This is a genomic window from Streptomyces sp. NPDC002265, from assembly GCF_040296125.1.
GTDB lineage: Bacteria > Actinomycetota > Actinomycetes > Streptomycetales > Streptomycetaceae > Streptomyces.
In genome coordinates this window covers 24,498-43,335 of the sequence record NZ_JBEOWS010000023.1, presented here as the reverse complement: position 1 = coordinate 43,335, position 18,838 = coordinate 24,498, and the positions used below count along the sequence as shown (strand labels likewise).

Genomic DNA, 18,838 nt, shown 5'->3' with positions numbered 1-18,838 from the left:
GGTCAAGGGACGGACAGGCAGGGCCCTCCTGGAGGACGATGGGGCGCTGTCCCCCTGTGCTGCCGTCCTGGAGCGGTCCATGTCCGAGAGCGTGCCGGTGCGTTGCCCGGCCTGTCGGCGCGAACACCTCTACGCCTCGCCGTCGTATCCGTGCGCGTGCGGAGCGCCGGTGGCCCCGCCGCTGGACCCGCGCGGCACGCCCAGGGCGCTGGCGCACCGGGTCTGGGAGGAACAGTGGGTCACCGTGCGGTGCGCGGCCTGCGGCCGCCGCGGTCAGTGGCCGGCGCCGGAGCTGGGCTGCCCGTGCGGCACGGTGCTGCGCCTCCCGGTCGCGGCCGCCCCCGCCGCCGGTGGGGCGCGCCCGGTCTTCCGGCCCGCGCCCATCCGCAACGCGGTGGACGCGGTCACGGCCGCCGCCCGCTATCTGAGCGGGCTCGGCTACCGGGACATCCGCCGGGACGAGCGGCGGCTTCCGGCCGGGATCGCGCTGGCCGGCCACGGTCTCGTCGCCCAGGTGGATCCGACGGCGCGCCCGGCGCGCGTACGGGATGTGGAGTGCCTGTGGCTGACGGCCATGGCGGACTCCTCGTCCTGCGCCTACTTCTCGCTCGCGGGGTACGCCGAGGACGCCCGCGGCCGGGCCGACGTCCTGCTCGTCCCCCTCTTCGTCCTCGACCTGCTGGGCACACCGAGGCCGGTGAACGGCCCCGCCGACCGGCTGGACGCGTCGGGGGCGCCCTGACCGTCCGGCCCGGCGCCCCCGCCACCGGCCACCGGCCACCGGCCACCGGCCACGGAACGCGGGGCGCGGAACGCCGGGCACGGGACGCGGGACGCCCGGAAGACCTCGCCGTCTAGGAGACCGCCCCCTCCGTCCACTTCTCGCGCAGTTCGATCTTGCGCACCTTCCCGGACACCGTCATCGGGAAGCCCGCCAGGATCTGGAGCCTGCTCGGGACCTTGTAGTGCGCGAGCCGGTCCGCGCAGTAGGCCCGCAGCTCCTCCAGGGTGAGCGGATCGGCGGGGTCGCTCGGGATGACGCAGGCGAGGACCTCCTCGCCGTACCGCTCGTGCGGCACGCCGACGACCTGGACGTCCTGGATCTTCGGGTGGGCGTAGAGGAACTCCTCGATCTCCCGGGGGTAGATGTTCTCCCCACCCCGGATGATCATGTCCTTGATGCGGCCGACGATCTCCACGTACCCGTCCTCGCGCATCATCGCCAGGTCGCCGGTGTGCATCCAGCGTCCCGCGTCGACGGCCTCGGCGGTCTTCTCCGGCTCGTCCCAGTAGCCGAGCATCACGCTGTAGCCGCGGGTGCACAGTTCGCCCGCGGTGCCGCGCGGCACGGTCACTCCGGTCGCCGGGTCGACGACCTTGACCTCGATGTGCGGCAGGACGCGGCCGACGGTGCCGGTGCGGTGTTCGAGGTCGTCGTCCCTGCGGGTCTGGAGCGAGACCGGGGAGGTCTCGGTCATGCCGTAGCAGATGGAGACCTCCGCCATGTGCATCTCGGCGACCACGCGTTTCATCACCTCGACCGGGCAGGGCGAGCCCGCCATGATGCCGGTCCGCAGCGACGACAGGTCGTACGACGCGAAGTGGGGGAGGTTCAGCTCCGCGATGAACATGGTGGGGACGCCGTAGAGCGAGGTGCACCGCTCCTGCTCGACGGCCCGCAGCGTCGCCGCCGGGTCGAACGACCGGGCGGGGATCACCATGCACGCGCCGTGCGAGGTGGCGGCCAGGTTCCCCATCACCATGCCGAAGCAGTGGTAGAGCGGGACCGGGATGCAGACCCGGTCCTGTTCCGTGTAGCCGACCGTGTGTCCCACCCAGTAGCCGTTGTTGAGGATGTTGTGGTGGGAGAGCGTGGCGCCCTTCGGGAAGCCGGTGGTGCCCGAGGTGTACTGGATGTTGACGGGGTCGTCGCAGCTCAGCTCCGCCTGCGCCGCGGCGACCCGCTCGGGCGCGACGCGTTCGGCGGAGGCCGTGAGGGCGTCCCAGGACGGGTCGCCGATGTAGACCACGTCCCGCAACTCGGGGCATTTGTGCCGGACTTGGTCGACCAGCGCCCGGTAGTCGCTGCCCTTGTGGGTGAGGGAGGCGACCAGCAGCACGATGCCGGCCTGGTTCAGCACGTACTCCAACTCGTGCGCGCGGTAGGCGGGGTTGACGTTCACCATGATCACGCCGAGGCGGGCGGTGGCGTACTGGACGAACACCCACTCGGGGCAGTTGACCGCCCAGATGCCCACCCGGTCGCCCTTGGCGATGCCCTGGGCGAGCAGTGCGCGGGCCACCTCGTCGACGGCGGCGCCGAACTCGGCGTAGGTCCAGCGCCGTCCGGACGGCACGTCGACCAGTGCCTCGCGGTCGGGGTGGGCGGCGATCGTCCGGTCGAGGTCGGCCCCGATCGTGGCGCCGAGCAGGGGGACCTCGCCGGTCCCGTGGGTGTAGGAGGTCGCGGTCACCGGAAGTCCTCCTCGCGGTACTCGGCGTCCGAGCCGGCGGCCGTGGCCTCGCGCAGCTCGATCCGGCGGATCTTGCCGGAGACGGTCTTGGGCAGGCCGCCGAACTCCAGGCGGCGGATGCGCTTGTAGGGCGCCAGGATCTCGCGCGAGTGCTCGAAGAGCACCTTCGCGGTGTCGGGGCCCGGCTCCCAGCCGTCGGCGAGGACGACGTACGCCTTGGGCACGGCCAGGCGCAGCGCGTCCGGCGCGGGCACGACGGCCGCCTCGGCCACCGCCTCGTGCTCCAGCAGGGCGCTCTCCAGCTCGAAGGGGCTGATCTTGTAGTCGGAGGCCTTGAACACGTCGTCCGCGCGCCCCACGTAGGTGATGTAGCCGTCCGCGTCCCGGGCGCCGATGTCGCCGGTGCGGTAGTAACCGCCCGCCATGGCCTCCGCGGTACGGTCCGGGGCGCCGTGGTAGCCGGTCATCAGGCCCACCGGCCGCGCCGACAGGTCGAGCGCGATCTCGCCCTCGGCGACGCCGGGCGCGCCGGACACCGGGTCGAGCAGTTCGACGCGGTAGCCGGGACACGGGCGGCCCATGGAACCGGTCTTCAGCGGCTGGCCGGGGCTGTTGGCGACCTGTACGGCGGTCTCGGTCTGGCCGAAGCCGTCCCGGACGGTCACCCCCCAGGCCCGCCGGATCTGCTCGATGACCTCGGGGTTGAGCGGCTCGCCCGCGGCGACGACCTCGCGCGGCGGGGTGCTCAGCCGGGTCAGGTCGGCCTGGATGAGCATCCGCCAGACGGTGGGCGGGGCGCAGAACGTCGTCACGCCGGCCCGGTCCATCTCCGCCATCAGCCGCGCCGCGTCGAAGCGGGTGTAGTTGTGGATGAAGACGGTCGCCTCGGCGTTCCACGGCGCGAACAGGTTCGACCAGGCGTGCTTGGCCCAGCCGGGTGACGAGATGTTCAGGTGCACGTCGCCGGGCTTGAGCCCGATCCAGTACATGGTGGCCAGATGCCCGATGGGGTACGAGGTGTGGGTGTGCTCGACGAGCTTGGGGCGGGCGGTGGTCCCCGAGGTGAAGTAGAGCATCAGCGGGTCGTCGGCCAGGGTCGGGCCGTCGGGGGCGAAGCCGGCGGCCGCGCCGTACAGGTCCTCGTAGGGCAGCCAGCCGAGGGGGGCGCCGCCGACGGCGATCCGGGTGTAGGGGCCGGGCACCTCGTCGAACTTGGCGGTGTCCTCGGCCCGCACGACCACGTGCCGGACCCGGCCGCGCTCGACGCGGTCGCGCAGGTCGGCGGGGCCGAGCAGCGGGGTGGCCGGGATGACGACGGCGCGCAGCTTCATGGCGGCCAGGGCCGTCACCCACAGCTCGGCCTGGTTGCCGAGCATGACGAGGATCCGGTCCTCGGCGCGCACCCCCTGCCCGCGCAGCCAGTTCGCGGCCTGGTCGGAGAGCAGGGACAGTTCGGCGAAGGACAGCCGGGTCCCGGAGCCGTCCTCCTCGACGATGTGCAGCGCGGTGCGGTCGTTGCCGCGCGCGATCGCGTCGAACCAGTCGAGCGCCCAGTTGAAGTGGGGCGGGCGCGGCCAGGCGAAGCCCTCGTAGGCGGTGGCGTAGTCCTCGCGGTGTTCCAGCAGGAAGTCCCGCGCGCTGCGGAAGAGCTCCGTCGCCGTCGTCATTTGTCCTCCTCGGTGCCGGACCATTGCCGGGCGGCTCCCCGCCATCGTGTAATCCGTGATGCAGGTCTCACTACCCCCGAACGGGGGTGTGTGCAGCACGGGAGCCATCGGAGAGGGGCGAGAACATGTCGGCGGACGCGGCCGGGGTGACGGAGATCCGCGGCGCGCTGGCCCGGCTGCGCCGTACGACCGGGCTGCCGGTGGCCTTCGGCGGTCTGGTCGACGCCGGGCGGCGGCAGGTGCGGATCAGTGAACTGAGCGGCAACGCCACGCCGGCGCTGCGCGCGCTCGCGGTGAGCTCGGGCAACGGCCTGGGCGGCAAGGCGGTGGCCCTGGCCCGCGCGTGCGCGGTGACGGACTACTCCTCCTCGCGGCAGATCAGCCACGAGTACGACTCCGCGGTCGCCGCCGAGGGGCTGCGCTCGGTGCTGGCGGTGCCGGTGGTGGTGCGGCGCCGGGTGCGCGGGGTGCTGTACGGCGCGCTGCGCACGGCCCAGCCGCTGGGCGACCGCATGCTGAGCGCGGCGGTCGAGGCGGCGCGGGACGTGGAGCAGGCGCTGGTGGTGCGGGAGGAGGCGGACCACCTGCTGTCGGCGGCCCGGCCGGCCGGGACCGCGGACCCGGGTGCCGTGGCCGCCTGGGAGCAGATGCGCGAGGCGCACGCGGCGCTGCGGGCGCTGGTACCGCGGATCACGGATCCGGTGCTGCGGGCCGAGCTGCTGGCCGCGTGCGGGCTGCTGACACCCTCGCCCGCGGCGGGCGCCCCGGGGGGTGCCCGAAGGGGTACGACCGACTCGGCGCGGCTGACGGCCCGCGAGGTGGACGTGCTGGTGTGGGTGGCGGCCGGGGCGACGAACGCGGTGGCCGCGGAACGGCTGGGGCTACGCTCGGAAACGGTGAAGGGTTACCTCAGGTCGGCGATGCGCAAGCTGGGCGCGCACACCCGGGGGGAGGCGGTGGCGGTGGCCCGCCGGACGGGGGTGCTGCCTTAAGGGATCATGGTCTGCCGACACCACCAAGAGATCGTAAAATCGTCGAGTTTCGGACAAAATGACGTCGTTTCATTCATGTGTCCTGGTTGTGAATTTCTCCATGCAACGCCATTTGTTATATCCCTCACCACTCAGTCCGTCCGAATTTCAAAGGGATGTTGCCTAGAATTTGGTACGGACACGACACACGGAGGGGAGCGGTAACCGTGCGACGGGACTTCCAGGAGCCTGCCCGATGCCGCCCCGACCTGGTCATCGGCAGGGAGGACCTGTTCACGGCCGCCCGTGAGCAGCTCGGCCGCTCCGGCAGCGTGCTCCTGCACGGGCCTGCCGGAATAGGGAAATCGACCGTGCTCCAGGCATTGGCCGCGGAATACTCGCAGGTGGCCCACACCGTCTTGCGCTGCTCCGCGACGGAGTCAGAATCCCACCTTCCGTTTCTCGCCCTGGCCGACCTCCTCGGACTGGCTCTCGACCAGGTCTCCGACAAGCTGCCCGCCGCCCAGCGCACCGCGCTGGAGTCGGCGATCACCGGCCGCGGGGAGTCCACCCTCCAGCGTGACGGCCTCGCCCTGCGCCTCGCGGTGCTCTCGGCGCTGCGCGCCCTCGCCGCCGACGGCCCCCTCCTGATCGTCGCCGACGACCTCCAGTGGCTGGATTCGGCCAGCGCCGAACTCCTCGGCTTCGCCGCCCGCCGCCTCGGCGACACCCCGGTGCAGATGCTCTGCGCGGTGCGGACCGAGGGCCAGGAGTACGACCGCCATCTACGCGCGTGCCCGCCCGACACCGTCGCCCTCCGCCTCAACCCGCTCTCGCGGGCCCAGGTCTCCGAGCTGCTCGACGACCGCGGCTACACCGACCTGCCCCGCTCCACGGTCCGCGAGATCCACCGCACCAGCGGCGGCAACCCGCTGTTCGCGCTCGAACTGGGCCGGGCCCTCGGCGAGAACCCCACCCCGCCCCGCCCCGGCGAGCCGCTGCCGGTGCCCACCTCTCTGCGGGCCCTGGTCCTGCACCGGCTCGGCATGCTCTCCGACGACGTCCGCCGCACCCTGCTGGTGGCCAGCGCCGGCGCCCGCCCCACCTTGTCCCTGCTGCTGGCCGCGGGCCGGGAGAACGCCGAGGCGGAGACCGCCCAGGCCGCCCGGCTCGGCCTGCTGGCGACGGAGCCGGAGGGCCCGGCCGTACGGTTCGCGCATCCGCTGATCTCCGCCGCGCTGTACGCGGAGGCGCCCGCCCAGGACCGCCGGGCCGCGCATGCGGCGCTGTCCACCGCGGCCTCCGACCCGATCGAGCGGGCCCGGCACCTGGCCCTGGCGACCACCGGCACCGACCCGGACGTGGCTGCCCGGCTGGCCGGCGCCGCCGCGCTGGCCCGGGACCGCGGCGCCCCGTCGGTCGCCGCGTCCCTCGGACTGCTCGCCGCCCGCCACACCCCGGCCGGAGCCACCCCCGGCCCGGACGACCGGCGGTTGCAGGCGGCCGAGGACGCGATCACCGCCGGCGAGGTGGAGCTCGCCCGGGACATCGCACACGAGGTGCTGACCCGGGCCACCGTGCCCGCCGAACGGGTACGGGCCTGGATGATCGTCATCGAGGCGGCCGGACAGGCCCTCGGCGAGGTCGACGCCGTCTTCCCGCAGGTGCTGGTCGACGCGGGCGAGGACCCCAAGCTGCTCGCCCTGGTCCACTACCAGCTGGCCTGGCGCGGCCTGGTCGTCGAGGGCGACTTCTCCGAGGCCCGCACCGAGGCCGCGCACGCGGCGGAGCTCGCCGCGACCGCCGGCGACCGGCGCACCGAGCTCATGGCGCTGTCCTTCCAGGCCTCGACCGAGACCCTGATGGGCCACCCGAACGCCCCCGTGACCATCAAGCGGGCACTCAAGGAGCCCCAGGACCCGTATGTGGCCTGCCACCACAACGGCGCGGGAGCGGCCCGGTTCCGCTGGCTGCTGATGAGCGACCAGCTGCCCGAGGCCCGCAGCACCATCACCGCGCTGCTGCGCGAGGTGCAGCGGCGCGGCATGGTCGAGAGCGAGGTGCACTTCCAGCGCTTCCTGGCCGAGACCGAGCTGCGCTCCGGCCACTGCGGACGGGCCCTGGACCTGGCCCGCGAGAGCCTGCGGCTGGCCCGCGACTCCGGGATCGGGCTCGGCGCCTCGGCGATGCTCGCCTCCCTCGCGGAGGCCTCCGGCGGTGACGTGGACCAGGCGCTGGAGCTGGCCCGCGAGGCGGCCGAGCGGGCCGAGGAGGACGGCGACCAGATGTACCTCTCCCGGGCCCTGGCCGCCTTCGGGTATGCCCAGCTGGTGGCCGGGGACGCGGCGGGCACGGTCCGTTCGCTGCGCCGGGTGCGCGAGCTGGAGTCCGGGCTCGGCATCACCGACCCGGCGCGCGGCCGCTGGCAGAGCGACCTCGCCGAGGCCCTCGTACGGATCGGGGAGCCGGGCGAGGCGCAGGAGCTGATCGACGTCTCCCGCGCGCACGCGCTGCGGCTGGGCCGGGAGAGCGTGCTGGCCGTACTGGACCGCTCGGAGGCGCTGGTGCGGGCGGCCCGCGGCGACCAGGAGGCCGCGCTCTCGCAGCTGACGTCCGTTCAGGACCGGCTCGCCAAGCTGGGATACGGCCTGGAGGAGGCACGGGCCGCGTTCGCGCTGGCCCGGCTGCGCACCCGCAGGCCGGGGCCGACGTCGTACGACGAGGCCGCCCGGCTGTTCCGGCGCTGCCGCGCGCTGCCGTGGCTGCGGCAGGTGGACGCGGCGTCCGCCGCGGAGCCGGAGGAGGCGGCCGTCGACGCCCCGCGGGACCCCGCGCTGGACGCGCTGGAGGGCCTCGCCGCGATGGAGCGTCAGGTCGCCGCACTGGTCATGGAGGGCGCCACCAACCGGGAGATCGCCGCCCGGCTGTACATCAGCGTCAAGACGGTCGAGGCGACGCTGACCCGGGTCTACCGCAAGCTGGGGATCCGCTCGCGGGTGGACATCGTCCGGCTGGCGGCGGGGCGCCGCGCGAAGTGAGCGCGGCGCGGGTTTACTGCACTGGCGGGTTTGCCCAGGGACCACCGAGGGTTTTCCCTGCCCAACTCCCTTAGGGGGTTCCCTCATTGGGAGGCGGCCGCACCGGGTCCTAGTTTTGGGGTGTGCCGCACGCCCAGGCACACGGGGGTCGGTCCCGCGACCCCCGTGCACCCCCCACGCCCGCGCGCCCCCACCGGCATCCCCCACTGAGGAGACTCATGTTCGGGCTCAACCGCGCACACAGAGCCGCCGCCGGCGTCGCGGCGGCGGCCGCCGCCGTCACCACCGCGTTGCTCAGCGCCCCCACCGCTGTCGCCGCGCCCCAGCCCATCGTCGGCGGCACCACGACCACCACGACCGCGTACCCGTTCATGATGCAGATCACCGACGCCTCGCAGAACCAGTTCTGCGGCGGGACCCTGGTGTCGGCGACCAAGGTGGTCACGGCCGCGCACTGCATGGTCGGCGAGAGCACGGGCAGCGTCCGGGTGGTCGGCGGCCGCACCTACCTCAACGGCACGAACGGCACGGTCAGCAAGGTCAGCAAGATCTGGATCAACCCGTCCTACACGGACGCCACCAACGGCGACGACGTCGCCGTGCTGACGCTGGCGACCTCGATGCCGTACACGACGGCGTCGTACGTCGCCTCCTCCCAGACCAGCGTGTACGCGGCCGGCACCACGGCCCGCATCCTCGGCTGGGGCACCACCTCGGAGAGCGGGAGCTCCTCCAACCAGCTGCGGACCGCGACCGTGCCGATCGTGTCCGACTCCAGCTGCAAGAGCTCCTACGGTTCGGACTTCGTCCAGACCGACATGGTTTGCGCCGGATACACCTCCGGCGGCGTAGACACCTGCCAGGGCGACAGCGGCGGTCCCCTGCTCATCGGGGGCGTCCTGGCAGGGATCACTTCTTGGGGCGAGGGCTGCGCGGAGGCCGGTTACCCGGGTGTCTACACCCGGCTGACCACCTTCTCCAGCCTGGTGACCACGCAGGTCAACTCGTGACCCGGAAGGTTTCCTGAGCACCCCTCAGGTGAAGACCGGGGGCGTTGCGAGCTACCACGAGCAGCCCGCAACGCCCCCTATCCATGCGCTCACCCCGGTACGACGGTTCCGAACCGCACGCCGCCCGCGCCCTGCGGATGCATGAGCGCCAGCAGCCGCTCCCCCTCCGCGACGACCTCGTCCCGCCGGGCCCTGCCGAGCGTGCCGAAGAGCTCCACGACCAGGCCGTCGTCGGCCGGCTTCCACACCCCGGCGAGGAAGCCGTCGACGAGGAGGGTGCAGTACGCCTGGTTGCCCCGCCAGCTGCGCCCCCACAGCTCCGGCGGTACGACCCGGGTGCGGTCGGCGTGCGAGAGCAGCAGGTTGTCGAACTCGGGCAGGAAGCGCGGCGGGGCCGGGGTGTCCGGGTCGGGCCGGGGCGCGTCGGGCAGGTCGAAGAGCTCGGCGCCGCTCTCGTCCCGGAACGTCACGAGCCGCGGCCTGAGCCGCTCGAAGACCTCCCGCAGCCGGGTCAGCCCGGCCCAGGTCTGCATGTCCTTCACGGAGGCCGGTCCGAAGGCGGCGAGGTAGCGCAGGACGACGGTCTCGGCCGCCGGGGCGGGCTCGGCGGGCCGGCCGAGCCAGCGCTCGGCCGTGGTGAGCGCGACCTGACCGCTGTGTCCCCACAGCCCGCGCGGGGTGACCTGGACGAGCGGCAGCCGGCAGCGCGCGGCGACCGCCAGGGCCTGCGGGTCGGCGTCCGGCCACTGCGCGAGCAGCGCCTCGCGCAGCTCCTTCATGGTGCGCGGCGCGTCCTCGACCAGTTCGCGGGCGAGGGCGGACAGCCGGTCGAGGTCGACGCCGGTGAGCCCCTTGCGGAAGTTCGTCAGCTCCCGGTCGCGGGCGGGCTGGACGAAGGGCCGCAGGGTGAGGCAGTCGGCGGCGGTGTGGGTGTGGATCGTCGAGCGCATGGTGACGATCCGGACGACCTCGCGAGCGGCCATGGCATCCGAGAGCTCCTGCGGGGTGAAGCCGTCGAGGCGGGCTGCGAGCGCGTAGTACGGCGGCTTGACGTTCTGCGCCTGGAGACCGAGCAGGTGCTCGATCGCCGCCCCGGCGGACAGCGGTGAGCGGCGCAGGAGCAGCTGCCGGTCGAGGGTCGCCCGGTTGAGGTCGCGGACGCCGAGCACAGGGGCGGTGGCGGACGCCGTCGTCTTCGTCATGCCCGCACGCTAGCGCCGCTTGCGGACACCCACGGTCCGCAATCCGGCCGCGGCAACCGACCGGCGCCGAGCCGCGGGCGCTCGCCGCCTCTCGACGCACTCGAAGGCCCTGCAAGGCCTCGAAGGCACTCGAAAGCGCCCACGCCACGCCCATGCCGTATGCCCCGTATATCCTGCTACGTGATCTCACAAGGACAGCGGGGAAGACGAAGAGGACAGAAGGAACCGGGAACACGACGCGAACCGTGCCCGCAGCGCGCACCGCGCCCGTGGATCACGCAGCCGAAGGCTCGACCGAGAGGCAGCCATGATGCCCGAGCGACGCCACGCAGCCGCCGGAGCCAGGAAGCCCGTCTGGCGCCGCCCTCTGCCGCCACGCCCACCGCAGCCGCCGGCGCCCGCGCCGTCGGCTCGCCCGCCGGGCCCCGGGCCGACCCCCGCGGAGGCGGGCAGCATCGTCGAGGCGGCCCTGTACCGCGACGGCGTGCGGGTCTCCTCCCCCGGCTCGCTGGCCGAGACCTTCCGGGAGTTGCGCGAGCAGCCGTCCGGCATGGCGTGGATCGGTCTGGCCCGCCCGACCGAGGGCGAACTGCTCTCCCTGGCCTCGGAGTTCGACCTCCATCCGCTCTCCGTCGAGGACGCGCTCGAGGCCCACCAGCGGCCGAAGCTGGAGCGTTACGGCGACACGCTGTTCGTCGTCCTGCGCGCCGCCCGCTACCTCGACGCCCCCGAGGAGGTCGACTTCGGCGAACTGCACGTCTTCGTCGGCCCCGACTTCGTCATCACCGTCCGCCATGGCGCCGCCCCCAACCTCTCCGCGGTCCGCCGCCGCATGGAGGACACCCCCGACCTGCTGAAACTCGGCCCTGAGGCGGTGCTGTACGCCATCCTCGACGCGGTGGTCGACGGCTACGCCCCGGTCGTCGCCGGGGTCCAGAACGACATCGACGAGATCGAGACGGAGGTCTTCCGGGGCGACCCCGAGGTCTCCCGCCGGATCTACGAACTCTCCCGCGAGATGGTCGAGTTCCAGCGCGCCACCCGCCCGCTCGTCGGCATGCTGCACGGTCTGATGGCCGGGTTCGCCAAGTACGGCACGGACGAGGAACTCCAGCGCTACCTCCGCGACGTGGCCGACCACGTCACGCACACCAGCGAACGCGTCGACAGCTTCCGCCAGGCCCTCCAGGACATCCTCACGGTGAACGCGACCCTGGTCACCCAGCAACAGAACGCGGAGATGCGGGCGTTGGCGGAGGCGGGGTTCGAACAGAACGAGGAGATCAAGAAGATCTCCTCGTGGGCGGCCATCCTGTTCGCGCCGACCCTGGTCGGCACGATCTACGGCATGAACTTCGCGCACATGCCGGAGCTGCACTGGGTGTTCGGCTATCCCTTCGCGATCGTCCTGATGGCGGTCGTGTGCACCAGCCTGTACTTCGTCTTCAAGCGAAAGCACTGGCTCTGAGCAGCCGGCCGGCGGGGGCCGCGTCCGTGCCGGCTGCTCCATCACGCTGACGATCGGCCCGACGGGTCGCGATCCGTGGCGTGCGTCAGGAAGTGTCCTCGGCCGAGGTGTCGTGCCCGGCCTTGCGCTCGGCCTTCTCCCGCACGTCGCGCGGTGTCGGTGCGGTGACGCTGCGCTGCTCGGCGGACCGCTCCCGGGTCCGCTCGTCGGTCCGGCGTGTGTCGCGCTTGTCGGGGGTCTGCATGGGATTCTCCTCTCGGGTCCGCTGATCTCCGTGAGGTGCTAGGCCTTCGCCCGCACGCCGTCGGCGATGCGCTTGCCGATGGTCTCGTCGATGTTCGACCAGTAGGTGAAGGCGCGTTCCAGGACCGGCTCGCTCACCCCGTCGAGCAGGTGCCCGACGACGTTGTCGACCAGCCGGTCGCGGGCCGCGTCGTCCATCACCTCGCGCACCAGGGTGCCGGGCTGCCCCCAGTCGTCGTCCTGCGGGTGGGAGACGTAGGCGGCACGGGTGATCTCGCCGTCCGCCGCCCAGCTGGGCGGGCTTCCGTAGCGGGCCGTGTCGGCGGCCGGGCCGCCCTTGGAGTTCGGGGCGTAGACCGGGTCGGTCGTCTTCCGGTAGGCCATCGCGCCGTCCTTGGAGTAGGTGTGGACGTCGACGACGGGCGCGTTGACGGGAAGCTGCTGGTAGTTGCCGCCGATCCGGTGGCGGTGCGCGTCCGCGTACGAGAACAGCCGGGCCAGCAGCATCCGGTCCGGACTGGGCCCGATGCCGGGGACGAGGTTGTTCGGCTGGAAGGCCGCCTGCTCGATCTCGGCGTGGTGGTCGGTCGGGTTGCGGTCGAGCGTCATCCGGCCGACCGGGATGAGCGGGTAGTCGCCGTGCGGCCACACCTTGGTGAGGTCGAAGGGGTTGAACCGGTAGCCCGCGGCGTCCTCGTACGGCATGACCTGCATCTGCAGGGTCCAGCTGGGGAAGTCCCCGTCACGGATGTGCTCGAAGAGGTCACGCGTGTGGTAGTCCGTGTCGACGGCTGCCGTCTGGTCGGCCTCGTGCTGGGTGAAGAACTCGATGCCCTGATCGGTCTTGAAGTGGTACTTCACCCAGAACCGCTCGCCGTCGGCGTTGATCCACATGTACGTGTGCGACGAGTAGCCGTTCATGTGCCGCCAGGTCCGCGGGATGCCGCGGTCCCCCATCAGCCAGGTGACCTGGTGGGCGGATTCCGGCGAGAGCGTCCAGAAGTCCCACTGCATGTCGTGGTCGCGCAGGTTGTTGTCCGCGCGGCGCTTCTGGGACCGGATGAAGTGCTGGAACTTCATCGGGTCCTTGACGAAGAAGACCGGCGTGTTGTTGCCGACCATGTCGTAATTGCCCTCGCTGGTGTAGAACTTCACCGCGAAGCCGCGCGGGTCGCGCCAGGTGTCCGGGCTGCCCCGTTCCCCCGCCACGGTCGAGAACCGGATCACCAGGTCGGTGCGCGTGCCCGGCTGGAACACGGCCGCCTTGGTGTAGCGGCTCACGTCGTGGGTCACCTCGAAGTGGCCGAACGCGCCGCTTCCCTTGGCGTGCGGCTGGCGCTCGGGGATGCGCTCCCGGTTGAACTGGGCCATCTGCTCGATCAGATAGGCGTCCTGCAGCAGGATCGGCCCGCCGGGGCCGACGGTCAGTGAGTGTTCGTCGCTCTCCGCCGGTGCCCCGGAGTCGGTCGTGGTGTGGATCTCGGTCATGACGCTCCTTCTTCCCCCGGGTTCGTCCGTCGGGTCCGGTCGGGCCCCATAAGGCGCGTGACCACGGGCGGCAGCGTCAAACGTCCTGGGCACCTCTTCTCCCGGAAACCCGGTCGCCGAGCCGGTGGACAGGGGTCAGCGGGCCGCCTCGCCCTGGGCGATCTCGATCTCGTGGTGGAAGTCCAGGACGCCGGCCGAGGCCGCGGTGCCGGACAGGAGCGCGCAGGCGGCCAGCAGGAGGGCGACGCGGTGCGGCGCGCGGGAGGGGCGGCCGGGCGGGGTGAGGAGGGCGGCGACCCGCTGCGGGACGGGGCCGGTCGCGGCCGCGGCCGCGAAGTCCGGGCGGGGCGAGGGAGCGGCGTGGCCGGCCAGGGCGGCGCGTGCGATGGCGTGGGCGGTCAGGCGCCGGTCGCCGACCGCGCTCGCCGCGGCCTCGTCGGCGGCGCGCTCGGCGGCCAGCCGGATCGCCTCACGGGCCGGGCGCAGCGCGGGATGGCAGTGCGCGGCGAGTTCGGCGGCGGCGAGGAAGTAGTGGTGTCCGCCGGCGTTGTGCGCGCGCTCGTGGGCGAAGAGGGCGTCGCGCTCCCTGGGGCCGAGGCTGCGCAGCATCGCGGTGGTGACGACGATGCGGTGCGGGCGGCCGGGCAGGGCGTAGGCGTCCGGGTGCGGGGAGTCGACCACGCAGAGGTCGCCCGCGGCGGGGCGCCGGCCGGCCTGCCGTCGGGCGACGCGGAAGGCCCTGGACTGGCGCAGCGCGGTGCGTACGAGCATGACGGCGCCGAGGGTCAGCGCGCCGGTGGCCAGCGCGGCGGCGGGGACGACGACGAGGTCGGAGGGGGCGTTCAGCGGGTGGACCAGTTCGCCGAGCGCGGCGAAGGCGGGCACCCGGAGCACTCCGGTCAGGACCAGGGCGCCCAGCGAGGCCACGCAGGCGCCCGCGAGCACCAGGGCGCAGACGGTGAGGGTCCACAGCGCGACGACGGGACGTGCCCCCTCCAGGGCGCGCCGGGCCAGCGGCGGCGCCGCGAAGGGCAGCAGCAGGGGCGCGATCAGCAGGATGACGGTCATGCCTCGTCCGCCTCCAGGAGCTGGCGCAGCACGCGCTCGTCGTCCGGGCCCAGCTGGGCGACGAAGCGGGCGAGGACCGTCTCACGGTCGCTGTCGCGGTCGAGCTCGGTGTGCATCCGGCGGGCGGTCAGACCCTGGGGGTCCTGGGCCGGGTGGTAGGCGAAGCCGCGGCCCTGCCGCTCCCGCTGCACGACGCCCTTCTCGTGCAGTCTGGTCAGGATCGTCGTCACGGTCGTACGGGCCAGGCCGGAGTCGAGGTCGAGCTGTACCTGCGCCGCCGTGAGCGGCAGGTCCGCGGCCCACAGCACGGCCATGACGGCGGCCTCCAGCTCACCCGCCGGCCGACGTTCGTCCTTGGCCTCGGTCATGGGAACGATCCTCCCCCCACATTCGTCTACAGTGTCGTAGACCGTCTACATCATTGTAGTCAATCGAGCAGTTGTTCACGCGGTTGTACAAGCAGTCGTCCCCGCTGTCACCCACCGGAAGGCCTCGCGTCGATGACCACCTCACTCCACCTATCGTCGCAGCTCGCTGTCAACGTGCTCGACGCCCGGTCGCTGCTGGCCGCCTTCGGGGTGCTCGGCGTGGGCGTGGTGCTGTTCGCCGAGACAGGGCTGCTGATCGGCTTCTTCCTGCCCGGCGACTCCCTGCTGTTCACCGCGGGTCTGCTGTGCTCCGGCAGCGCGGACCGCGGGGTGAAGCTGTCGCTGGGACCGCTGCTGGTGGTCGCGGCGGTGGGCGCGCTGGCCGGTTCGCAGGTCGGCTATCTGCTCGGCCGGAAGGCGGGCGGGACCCTGCTGGCCCGCACCCGCTCGGCGCGGCTGCGCGAGGGCGCCGAGCGCGCGGAGGAGCTGCTGGAGCGGTACGGATACGCGAAGGCGATCCTCCTGGCCAGATTCGTGCCGGTGGTGCGGACCGTGCTCAACCCGGTCGCCGGCGCGCTGAACGTGCCGGGGCGGGTCTTCACGGTGTGGCAGGTGGCCGGCGGGCTGGTCTGGACGCTGGGCCTGACCCTCGCGGGATACGCGCTCGGCTCCTCGGTCCCGAACGTCGACCACTATCTGCTCCCCCTGGTCGCGCTGATCGTCGCGGTGTCGCTGCTCCCGCTCGCCGCCGAGCTGTACCGCGGCCGGCGGGCCGCGCGCACGGGCTCGGGAGCGGGAGCCGTCGGCGGGGCGGCGGCCACCGGGACGGACGGCGGTACGGCGGCCGCGCGGACGGACGGTACGAGGGACGGGCGGACGGACGGTACGGGGGCCGCGCGCACCGACGGCTCGGCGGACGGTCCGACGGACGGGCGGACCGGTGCGAAGGCGACGGAGTGGTGAGGGGCCCGGCCCCGCTCCACAGGCCGGGGACCGTGTCGTGAGGCGCGCGGACGTCACCGAGCTGTCGGGCAGCGTGGCGCTCGGCGCCTGGACCGCGTTCGGCCTGCTGACCCTGGCCGTGGTCGGCGCCGACGGCGCCCCGCTGTTCCTGGACGACACGCTGCACGCCTGGTCGCTGGCCCACCGCCCGGACATGGCCGTGGCCGTCGCCCGCGCGCTGACCGCCACCGGGACCGGCGTGATCGCCTACCTGCTCGCCGCGCTGGCCGGGGTGCTGGCCGGCCGCACCCCGCGGCAGCGGCTCACCGGCGTCGTGCTCGCCGTCGGCTGCCTCGCCACCGGCCAGCTGCTGCGGTACACCGTGATGGTCCTGGTGCACCGGCCGCGACCGCCGCGCCAGGACTGGGCGACGCGCGCCTCGGGCTGGTCCTTCCCCTCCGGCCACACCACCACGGCGACCGTGACGGCCGGACTGCTGATACTCGCGCTGACCATGTCCGCCCCGCGCGGCGGCACCGCGCTGCGTGTCGCCGTCGGCTGCTGGGGCGCACTGGTCGGCCTGACCCGCGTCTACCTCGGCGTCCACTGGTTCACCGACGTCGTCGGCGGCTGGCTCCTCGGCCTGGGCTGGCTCGGACTGTGCCTGTGCGCGATATCGCGGTGGCTGCCCGCCCGCTTCCTCCCCCGCCCGCCCTCGGCCGCCCCCGGACACGCCGGCCGCCACACCCTGCAGGAGGACCATGAATCCCCGCGTCCTGGTCGTCGAGGACGATCACGCCCTGCGTGACGTGCTGGTGCGCGGGCTGCGCGAGGAGGAGTTCCGTCCCGTGCCCGCCGCCGACGGCGCCACCGCCCTGCGGCTGGCCGACGCCGGCGGGCTGGCCGCGGCCGTACTGGACGTCGGGCTGCCGGACGCGGACGGGCGGGACGTGTGCCAGGCGATGCGGGCCAACGGTTTCACCGCCCCCGTGCTGTTCCTGACCGCGCACCACGGGCTCACCGACCGGCTTTCGGGGTTCTCCGCGGGCGGCGACGACTATCTGCCGAAGCCGTTCCACCTCGCCGAGCTCGCCGCCCGGCTGCGGGCCGCTGTCCGCCGCGCCGGACCCGCGCCGAGCGCCGTGGCCGGCGACCTGGTCCTGGACGCCGTACGGCACACGGTCACGGTGCACGGCAGCCGCGTCGAGCTGACCCCGACCGAGTTCCGGCTGCTGGCCGCGCTCATGTCCGCGGCCGGGGACATCGTGCGCCGGCGTGAGCTGCTCCGGGCGGGCTGGCCGGAGGGCGCCCAGGTCAGTGACAACACGCTCGACCAGTACCTGACCCGGCTGCGCCGCAAGCTGCGCGACGCGGACAGCCGGCTCACCGTCACCACCGCCCGTGGCATCGGTCACCGCCTGTCATGAGAAGCCCGCTCCCCCGCCGTCTGGCACCGCGCACCCTGCGCGGCCGCCTCTCCCTGGTCGCGCTCACCACCGCGGCCCTGCTGATGACGATCCTGACCGTGGTGTTCAACACGGTCGTGCGGCACCACCTCCGGGCCCAGGCGGACGACGAGCTGCGCGCCCGCGCGGCCGCCGTCGCCACCACCGTCGACACCGGCGGCCCTGCCGTGCGCGTCCTGGAGGCGTCCGACGACGGACTCCTCGACAGCAACGTGTGGATCTACGCCGGACCCAGGACGGTCGAACAGCCCCCCTCCCCGGCTCCCGAGATCGGCCGTGCGGCCGGGCTGCTCGCGGCCCGGGCCGACGGGAAGTGCACGACCGTCGAGGGCGACCGGCCCGTCCGGCTGTGCGCCCGGCCCGTGACGCACGGCAGGCTCGCGGCGACCGTGGTCACGGCCCTGGACCTGTCTCCGTACCGGAGCTCGGCGGATCTGCTGCTGCTCGGCTCGCTCGCCCTCGACGCGGTGATGCTCGCCTGCACCTACGCCCTGACCCGGCTGGCCGTCGGGCGCGCGCTGCGGCCCGTGCGGGCCATGAGCGACCAGGCCATACAGTGGAGCGCGGTGGAGTCCGAGAGACGCTTCGGCGCCGTGGCGCAGCCCGCCGAACTCGCCCGCCTGGGCGCCTCGCTGGACTCGCTCCTCGACCGGATCCGGGCCGTCCTGCGGCACGAGCGGCGGCTGACCGGGGAACTCTCGCACGAGCTGCGCACCCCGCTGAGCCGGATCATCGCCGAGCTCGACTGGTGGCGTTCCCGGCCGCGCTCGCAGGCCGAGACGCTGGCCGTGCACCGCACGGTCACCGAGGCCGCCGAGTCGATGCGGAGTATCTGCGACACGCTGCTGGGCGACGCCCGCGAGGAGGCCAGGCACGACGCGGCGGCCGCTCCCGGCACGGCCGAGGTACTGCCCGTGCTGCGCCGGCTGGCCGCGCACCAGGAGGACCAGGCGCGGTCGACGATCGTCGTCACCGCGGCGGACGACCGCCTGGAGGCCGGCGTGTCCCCCGCCCTCCTGGAGCGGATCGTCGGCCCGCTCCTCGCCAACGCGCTGCGGTACGCGCGCTCGGGCGTCACCGTGCACGTCGGGCACGTCGGGCACACCTTGCCGGGGCGCCCTCTGCCCGAAACCGGACCCGCCGCACCCGCCCGACCCACCGTCGTTCATGCCGTGTCCGCCGTACGGATCGACGTCACCGACGACGGGCCGGGCGTGCCGGAGGCGTTCCTCGAGCAGCTGTTCCAGCCGGGCCGGCGGGCCGATCCGTACGACGGGCACGGCGGAGCGGGCCTCGGGCTGCCGCTGGCGCGGCGTCTGGCCCGCTCGGCCGGCGGCGAGGTGCACCACGACCCCGCGCACACCACGGGGGCGAGGTTCACGGTCACCCTGCCCGCCGGGTGAGCCCTCCGGACCCGGCCCCGCCGCGGCAGG

At 73.4% G+C, this 18,838-nt stretch carries 15 protein-coding genes and 1 pseudogene; 9 read left to right on the top strand and 7 right to left on the bottom strand.

Annotation, left to right across the window (positions count from 1 at the left end; genetic code table 11):
* Window positions 1-79 precede the first annotated feature (79 nt).
* Window positions 80-742 carry a hypothetical protein gene (locus ABT085_RS06825; protein ID WP_351602922.1) on the top strand — a complete coding sequence of 221 codons (663 nt, stop codon included), beginning with the start codon at window positions 80-82 and terminating at the stop codon, window positions 740-742.
* A 112-nt stretch (window positions 743-854) separates the two neighbouring features.
* On the opposite strand, the gene ABT085_RS06820 is transcribed toward ABT085_RS06825, so the two are convergent.
* Both ABT085_RS06820 and ABT085_RS06815 read right to left on the bottom strand, forming a co-directional pair.
* Window positions 855-2,474, bottom strand: coding sequence for an AMP-binding protein (locus ABT085_RS06820; protein ID WP_351602920.1), 1,620 nt, complete (start codon window positions 2,472-2,474; stop codon window positions 855-857).
* Window positions 2,471-4,141 (bottom strand): AMP-binding protein, encoded by a 1,671-nt coding sequence (locus ABT085_RS06815; protein WP_351602918.1) that lies wholly within the window; start codon window positions 4,139-4,141, stop codon window positions 2,471-2,473. Before ABT085_RS06815 ends, ABT085_RS06820 begins: the two co-directional genes overlap by 4 nt.
* Before the next feature lie 125 nt (window positions 4,142-4,266).
* Here ABT085_RS06815 and ABT085_RS06810 point away from each other — a divergent pair, with 125 nt between their 5' ends.
* The 3 genes from ABT085_RS06810 (at window position 4,267) to ABT085_RS06800 (ending at window position 9,160) form a co-directional block, all read left to right on the top strand.
* Window positions 4,267-5,133, top strand: coding sequence for a helix-turn-helix transcriptional regulator (locus ABT085_RS06810; protein ID WP_351602916.1), 867 nt, complete (start codon window positions 4,267-4,269; stop codon window positions 5,131-5,133).
* Between the two features lie 155 nt (window positions 5,134-5,288).
* Window positions 5,289-8,150, top strand: coding sequence for an ATP-binding protein (locus ABT085_RS06805; RefSeq protein ID WP_351602914.1), 2,862 nt, complete (start codon window positions 5,289-5,291; stop codon window positions 8,148-8,150).
* A 218-nt stretch (window positions 8,151-8,368) separates the two neighbouring features.
* A complete protein-coding gene (locus tag ABT085_RS06800) occupies window positions 8,369-9,160 on the top strand; it encodes a S1 family peptidase (RefSeq protein ID WP_351602912.1) in 792 nt (263 codons plus the stop codon).
* A gap of 89 nt (window positions 9,161-9,249) precedes the next feature.
* Here ABT085_RS06800 and ABT085_RS06795 read toward each other — a convergent pair whose 3' ends face one another.
* A complete protein-coding gene (locus ABT085_RS06795) occupies window positions 9,250-10,362 on the bottom strand; it encodes a winged helix DNA-binding domain-containing protein (protein WP_351602911.1) in 1,113 nt (370 codons plus the stop codon).
* Between the two features lie 310 nt (window positions 10,363-10,672).
* Here ABT085_RS06795 and ABT085_RS06790 point away from each other — a divergent pair, with 310 nt between their 5' ends.
* On the top strand, window positions 10,673-11,830 hold the full coding sequence (locus tag ABT085_RS06790; RefSeq protein ID WP_351602946.1) for a magnesium and cobalt transport protein CorA: 1,158 nt from the start codon (window positions 10,673-10,675) through the stop codon (window positions 11,828-11,830).
* An 85-nt stretch (window positions 11,831-11,915) separates the two neighbouring features.
* Here the strand turns inward: ABT085_RS06790 and ABT085_RS06785 are convergent, their stop codons facing one another.
* From ABT085_RS06785 to ABT085_RS06770, 4 genes are all read right to left on the bottom strand, one after another.
* On the bottom strand, window positions 11,916-12,074 hold the full coding sequence (locus ABT085_RS06785; protein ID WP_351602909.1) for a hypothetical protein: 159 nt from the start codon (window positions 12,072-12,074) through the stop codon (window positions 11,916-11,918).
* A gap of 38 nt (window positions 12,075-12,112) precedes the next feature.
* A complete protein-coding gene (locus ABT085_RS06780; protein ID WP_351602907.1) occupies window positions 12,113-13,561 on the bottom strand; it encodes a catalase in 1,449 nt (482 codons plus the stop codon).
* 135 nt (window positions 13,562-13,696) lie between these two features.
* Window positions 13,697-14,629, bottom strand: coding sequence for a M48 family metalloprotease (locus ABT085_RS06775; RefSeq protein ID WP_351602905.1), 933 nt, complete (start codon window positions 14,627-14,629; stop codon window positions 13,697-13,699).
* Window positions 14,626-14,997 carry a BlaI/MecI/CopY family transcriptional regulator gene (locus tag ABT085_RS06770; protein ID WP_351602903.1) on the bottom strand — a complete coding sequence of 124 codons (372 nt, stop codon included), beginning with the start codon at window positions 14,995-14,997 and terminating at the stop codon, window positions 14,626-14,628. The genes ABT085_RS06775 and ABT085_RS06770 overlap by 4 nt, the downstream gene beginning before the upstream one ends.
* Window positions 14,998-15,129: 132 nt before the next feature.
* On the opposite strand from ABT085_RS06770, the pseudogene ABT085_RS06765 reads away from it, so the two are divergent.
* The 4 genes and pseudogenes from ABT085_RS06765 to ABT085_RS06750 form a co-directional block, all read left to right on the top strand.
* Window positions 15,130-15,783 (top strand): annotated as a pseudogene (locus ABT085_RS06765) (DedA family protein); the annotation flags it as partial.
* 214 nt (window positions 15,784-15,997) lie between these two features.
* Complete coding sequence (locus tag ABT085_RS06760) at window positions 15,998-16,747, top strand: phosphatase PAP2 family protein (RefSeq protein WP_351602901.1); 750 nt, start codon at window positions 15,998-16,000, stop codon at window positions 16,745-16,747.
* Window positions 16,701-17,366 (top strand): response regulator transcription factor, encoded by a 666-nt coding sequence (locus ABT085_RS06755; RefSeq protein ID WP_351602899.1) that lies wholly within the window; start codon window positions 16,701-16,703, stop codon window positions 17,364-17,366. The genes ABT085_RS06760 and ABT085_RS06755 overlap by 47 nt, the downstream gene beginning before the upstream one ends.
* Window positions 17,363-18,808 (top strand): sensor histidine kinase, encoded by a 1,446-nt coding sequence (locus ABT085_RS06750; RefSeq protein WP_351602897.1) that lies wholly within the window; start codon window positions 17,363-17,365, stop codon window positions 18,806-18,808. Before ABT085_RS06755 ends, ABT085_RS06750 begins: the two co-directional genes overlap by 4 nt.
* The last annotated feature ends 30 nt before the right edge of the window (window positions 18,809-18,838 follow it).

What these genes read in the sequence shown, in the direction of transcription:
- ABT085_RS06805 (WP_351602914.1), top strand. Translation starts at nt 5,289, where the DNA reads ATGTTGCCTAGAATTTGGTACGGACACGACACACGGAGGGGAGCGGTA.
- ABT085_RS06810 (WP_351602916.1), top strand. Translation starts at nt 4,267, where the DNA reads ATGTCGGCGGACGCGGCCGGGGTGACGGAGATCCGCGGCGCGCTGGCC.
- ABT085_RS06780 (WP_351602907.1), bottom strand. Translation starts at nt 13,561, where the DNA reads ATGACCGAGATCCACACCACGACCGACTCCGGGGCACCGGCGGAGAGC.
- ABT085_RS06790 (WP_351602946.1), top strand. Translation starts at nt 10,673, where the DNA reads ATGCCCGAGCGACGCCACGCAGCCGCCGGAGCCAGGAAGCCCGTCTGG.
- ABT085_RS06795 (WP_351602911.1), bottom strand. Translation starts at nt 10,362, where the DNA reads ATGACGAAGACGACGGCGTCCGCCACCGCCCCTGTGCTCGGCGTCCGC.
- ABT085_RS06775 (WP_351602905.1), bottom strand. Translation starts at nt 14,629, where the DNA reads ATGACCGTCATCCTGCTGATCGCGCCCCTGCTGCTGCCCTTCGCGGCG.
- ABT085_RS06815 (WP_351602918.1), bottom strand. Translation starts at nt 4,141, where the DNA reads ATGACGACGGCGACGGAGCTCTTCCGCAGCGCGCGGGACTTCCTGCTG.
- ABT085_RS06755 (WP_351602899.1), top strand. Translation starts at nt 16,701, where the DNA reads ATGAATCCCCGCGTCCTGGTCGTCGAGGACGATCACGCCCTGCGTGAC.
- ABT085_RS06785 (WP_351602909.1), bottom strand. Translation starts at nt 12,074, where the DNA reads ATGCAGACCCCCGACAAGCGCGACACACGCCGGACCGACGAGCGGACC.
- ABT085_RS06800 (WP_351602912.1), top strand. Translation starts at nt 8,369, where the DNA reads ATGTTCGGGCTCAACCGCGCACACAGAGCCGCCGCCGGCGTCGCGGCG.
- ABT085_RS06825 (WP_351602922.1), top strand. Translation starts at nt 80, where the DNA reads ATGTCCGAGAGCGTGCCGGTGCGTTGCCCGGCCTGTCGGCGCGAACAC.
- ABT085_RS06770 (WP_351602903.1), bottom strand. Translation starts at nt 14,997, where the DNA reads ATGACCGAGGCCAAGGACGAACGTCGGCCGGCGGGTGAGCTGGAGGCC.
- ABT085_RS06750 (WP_351602897.1), top strand. Translation starts at nt 17,363, where the DNA reads ATGAGAAGCCCGCTCCCCCGCCGTCTGGCACCGCGCACCCTGCGCGGC.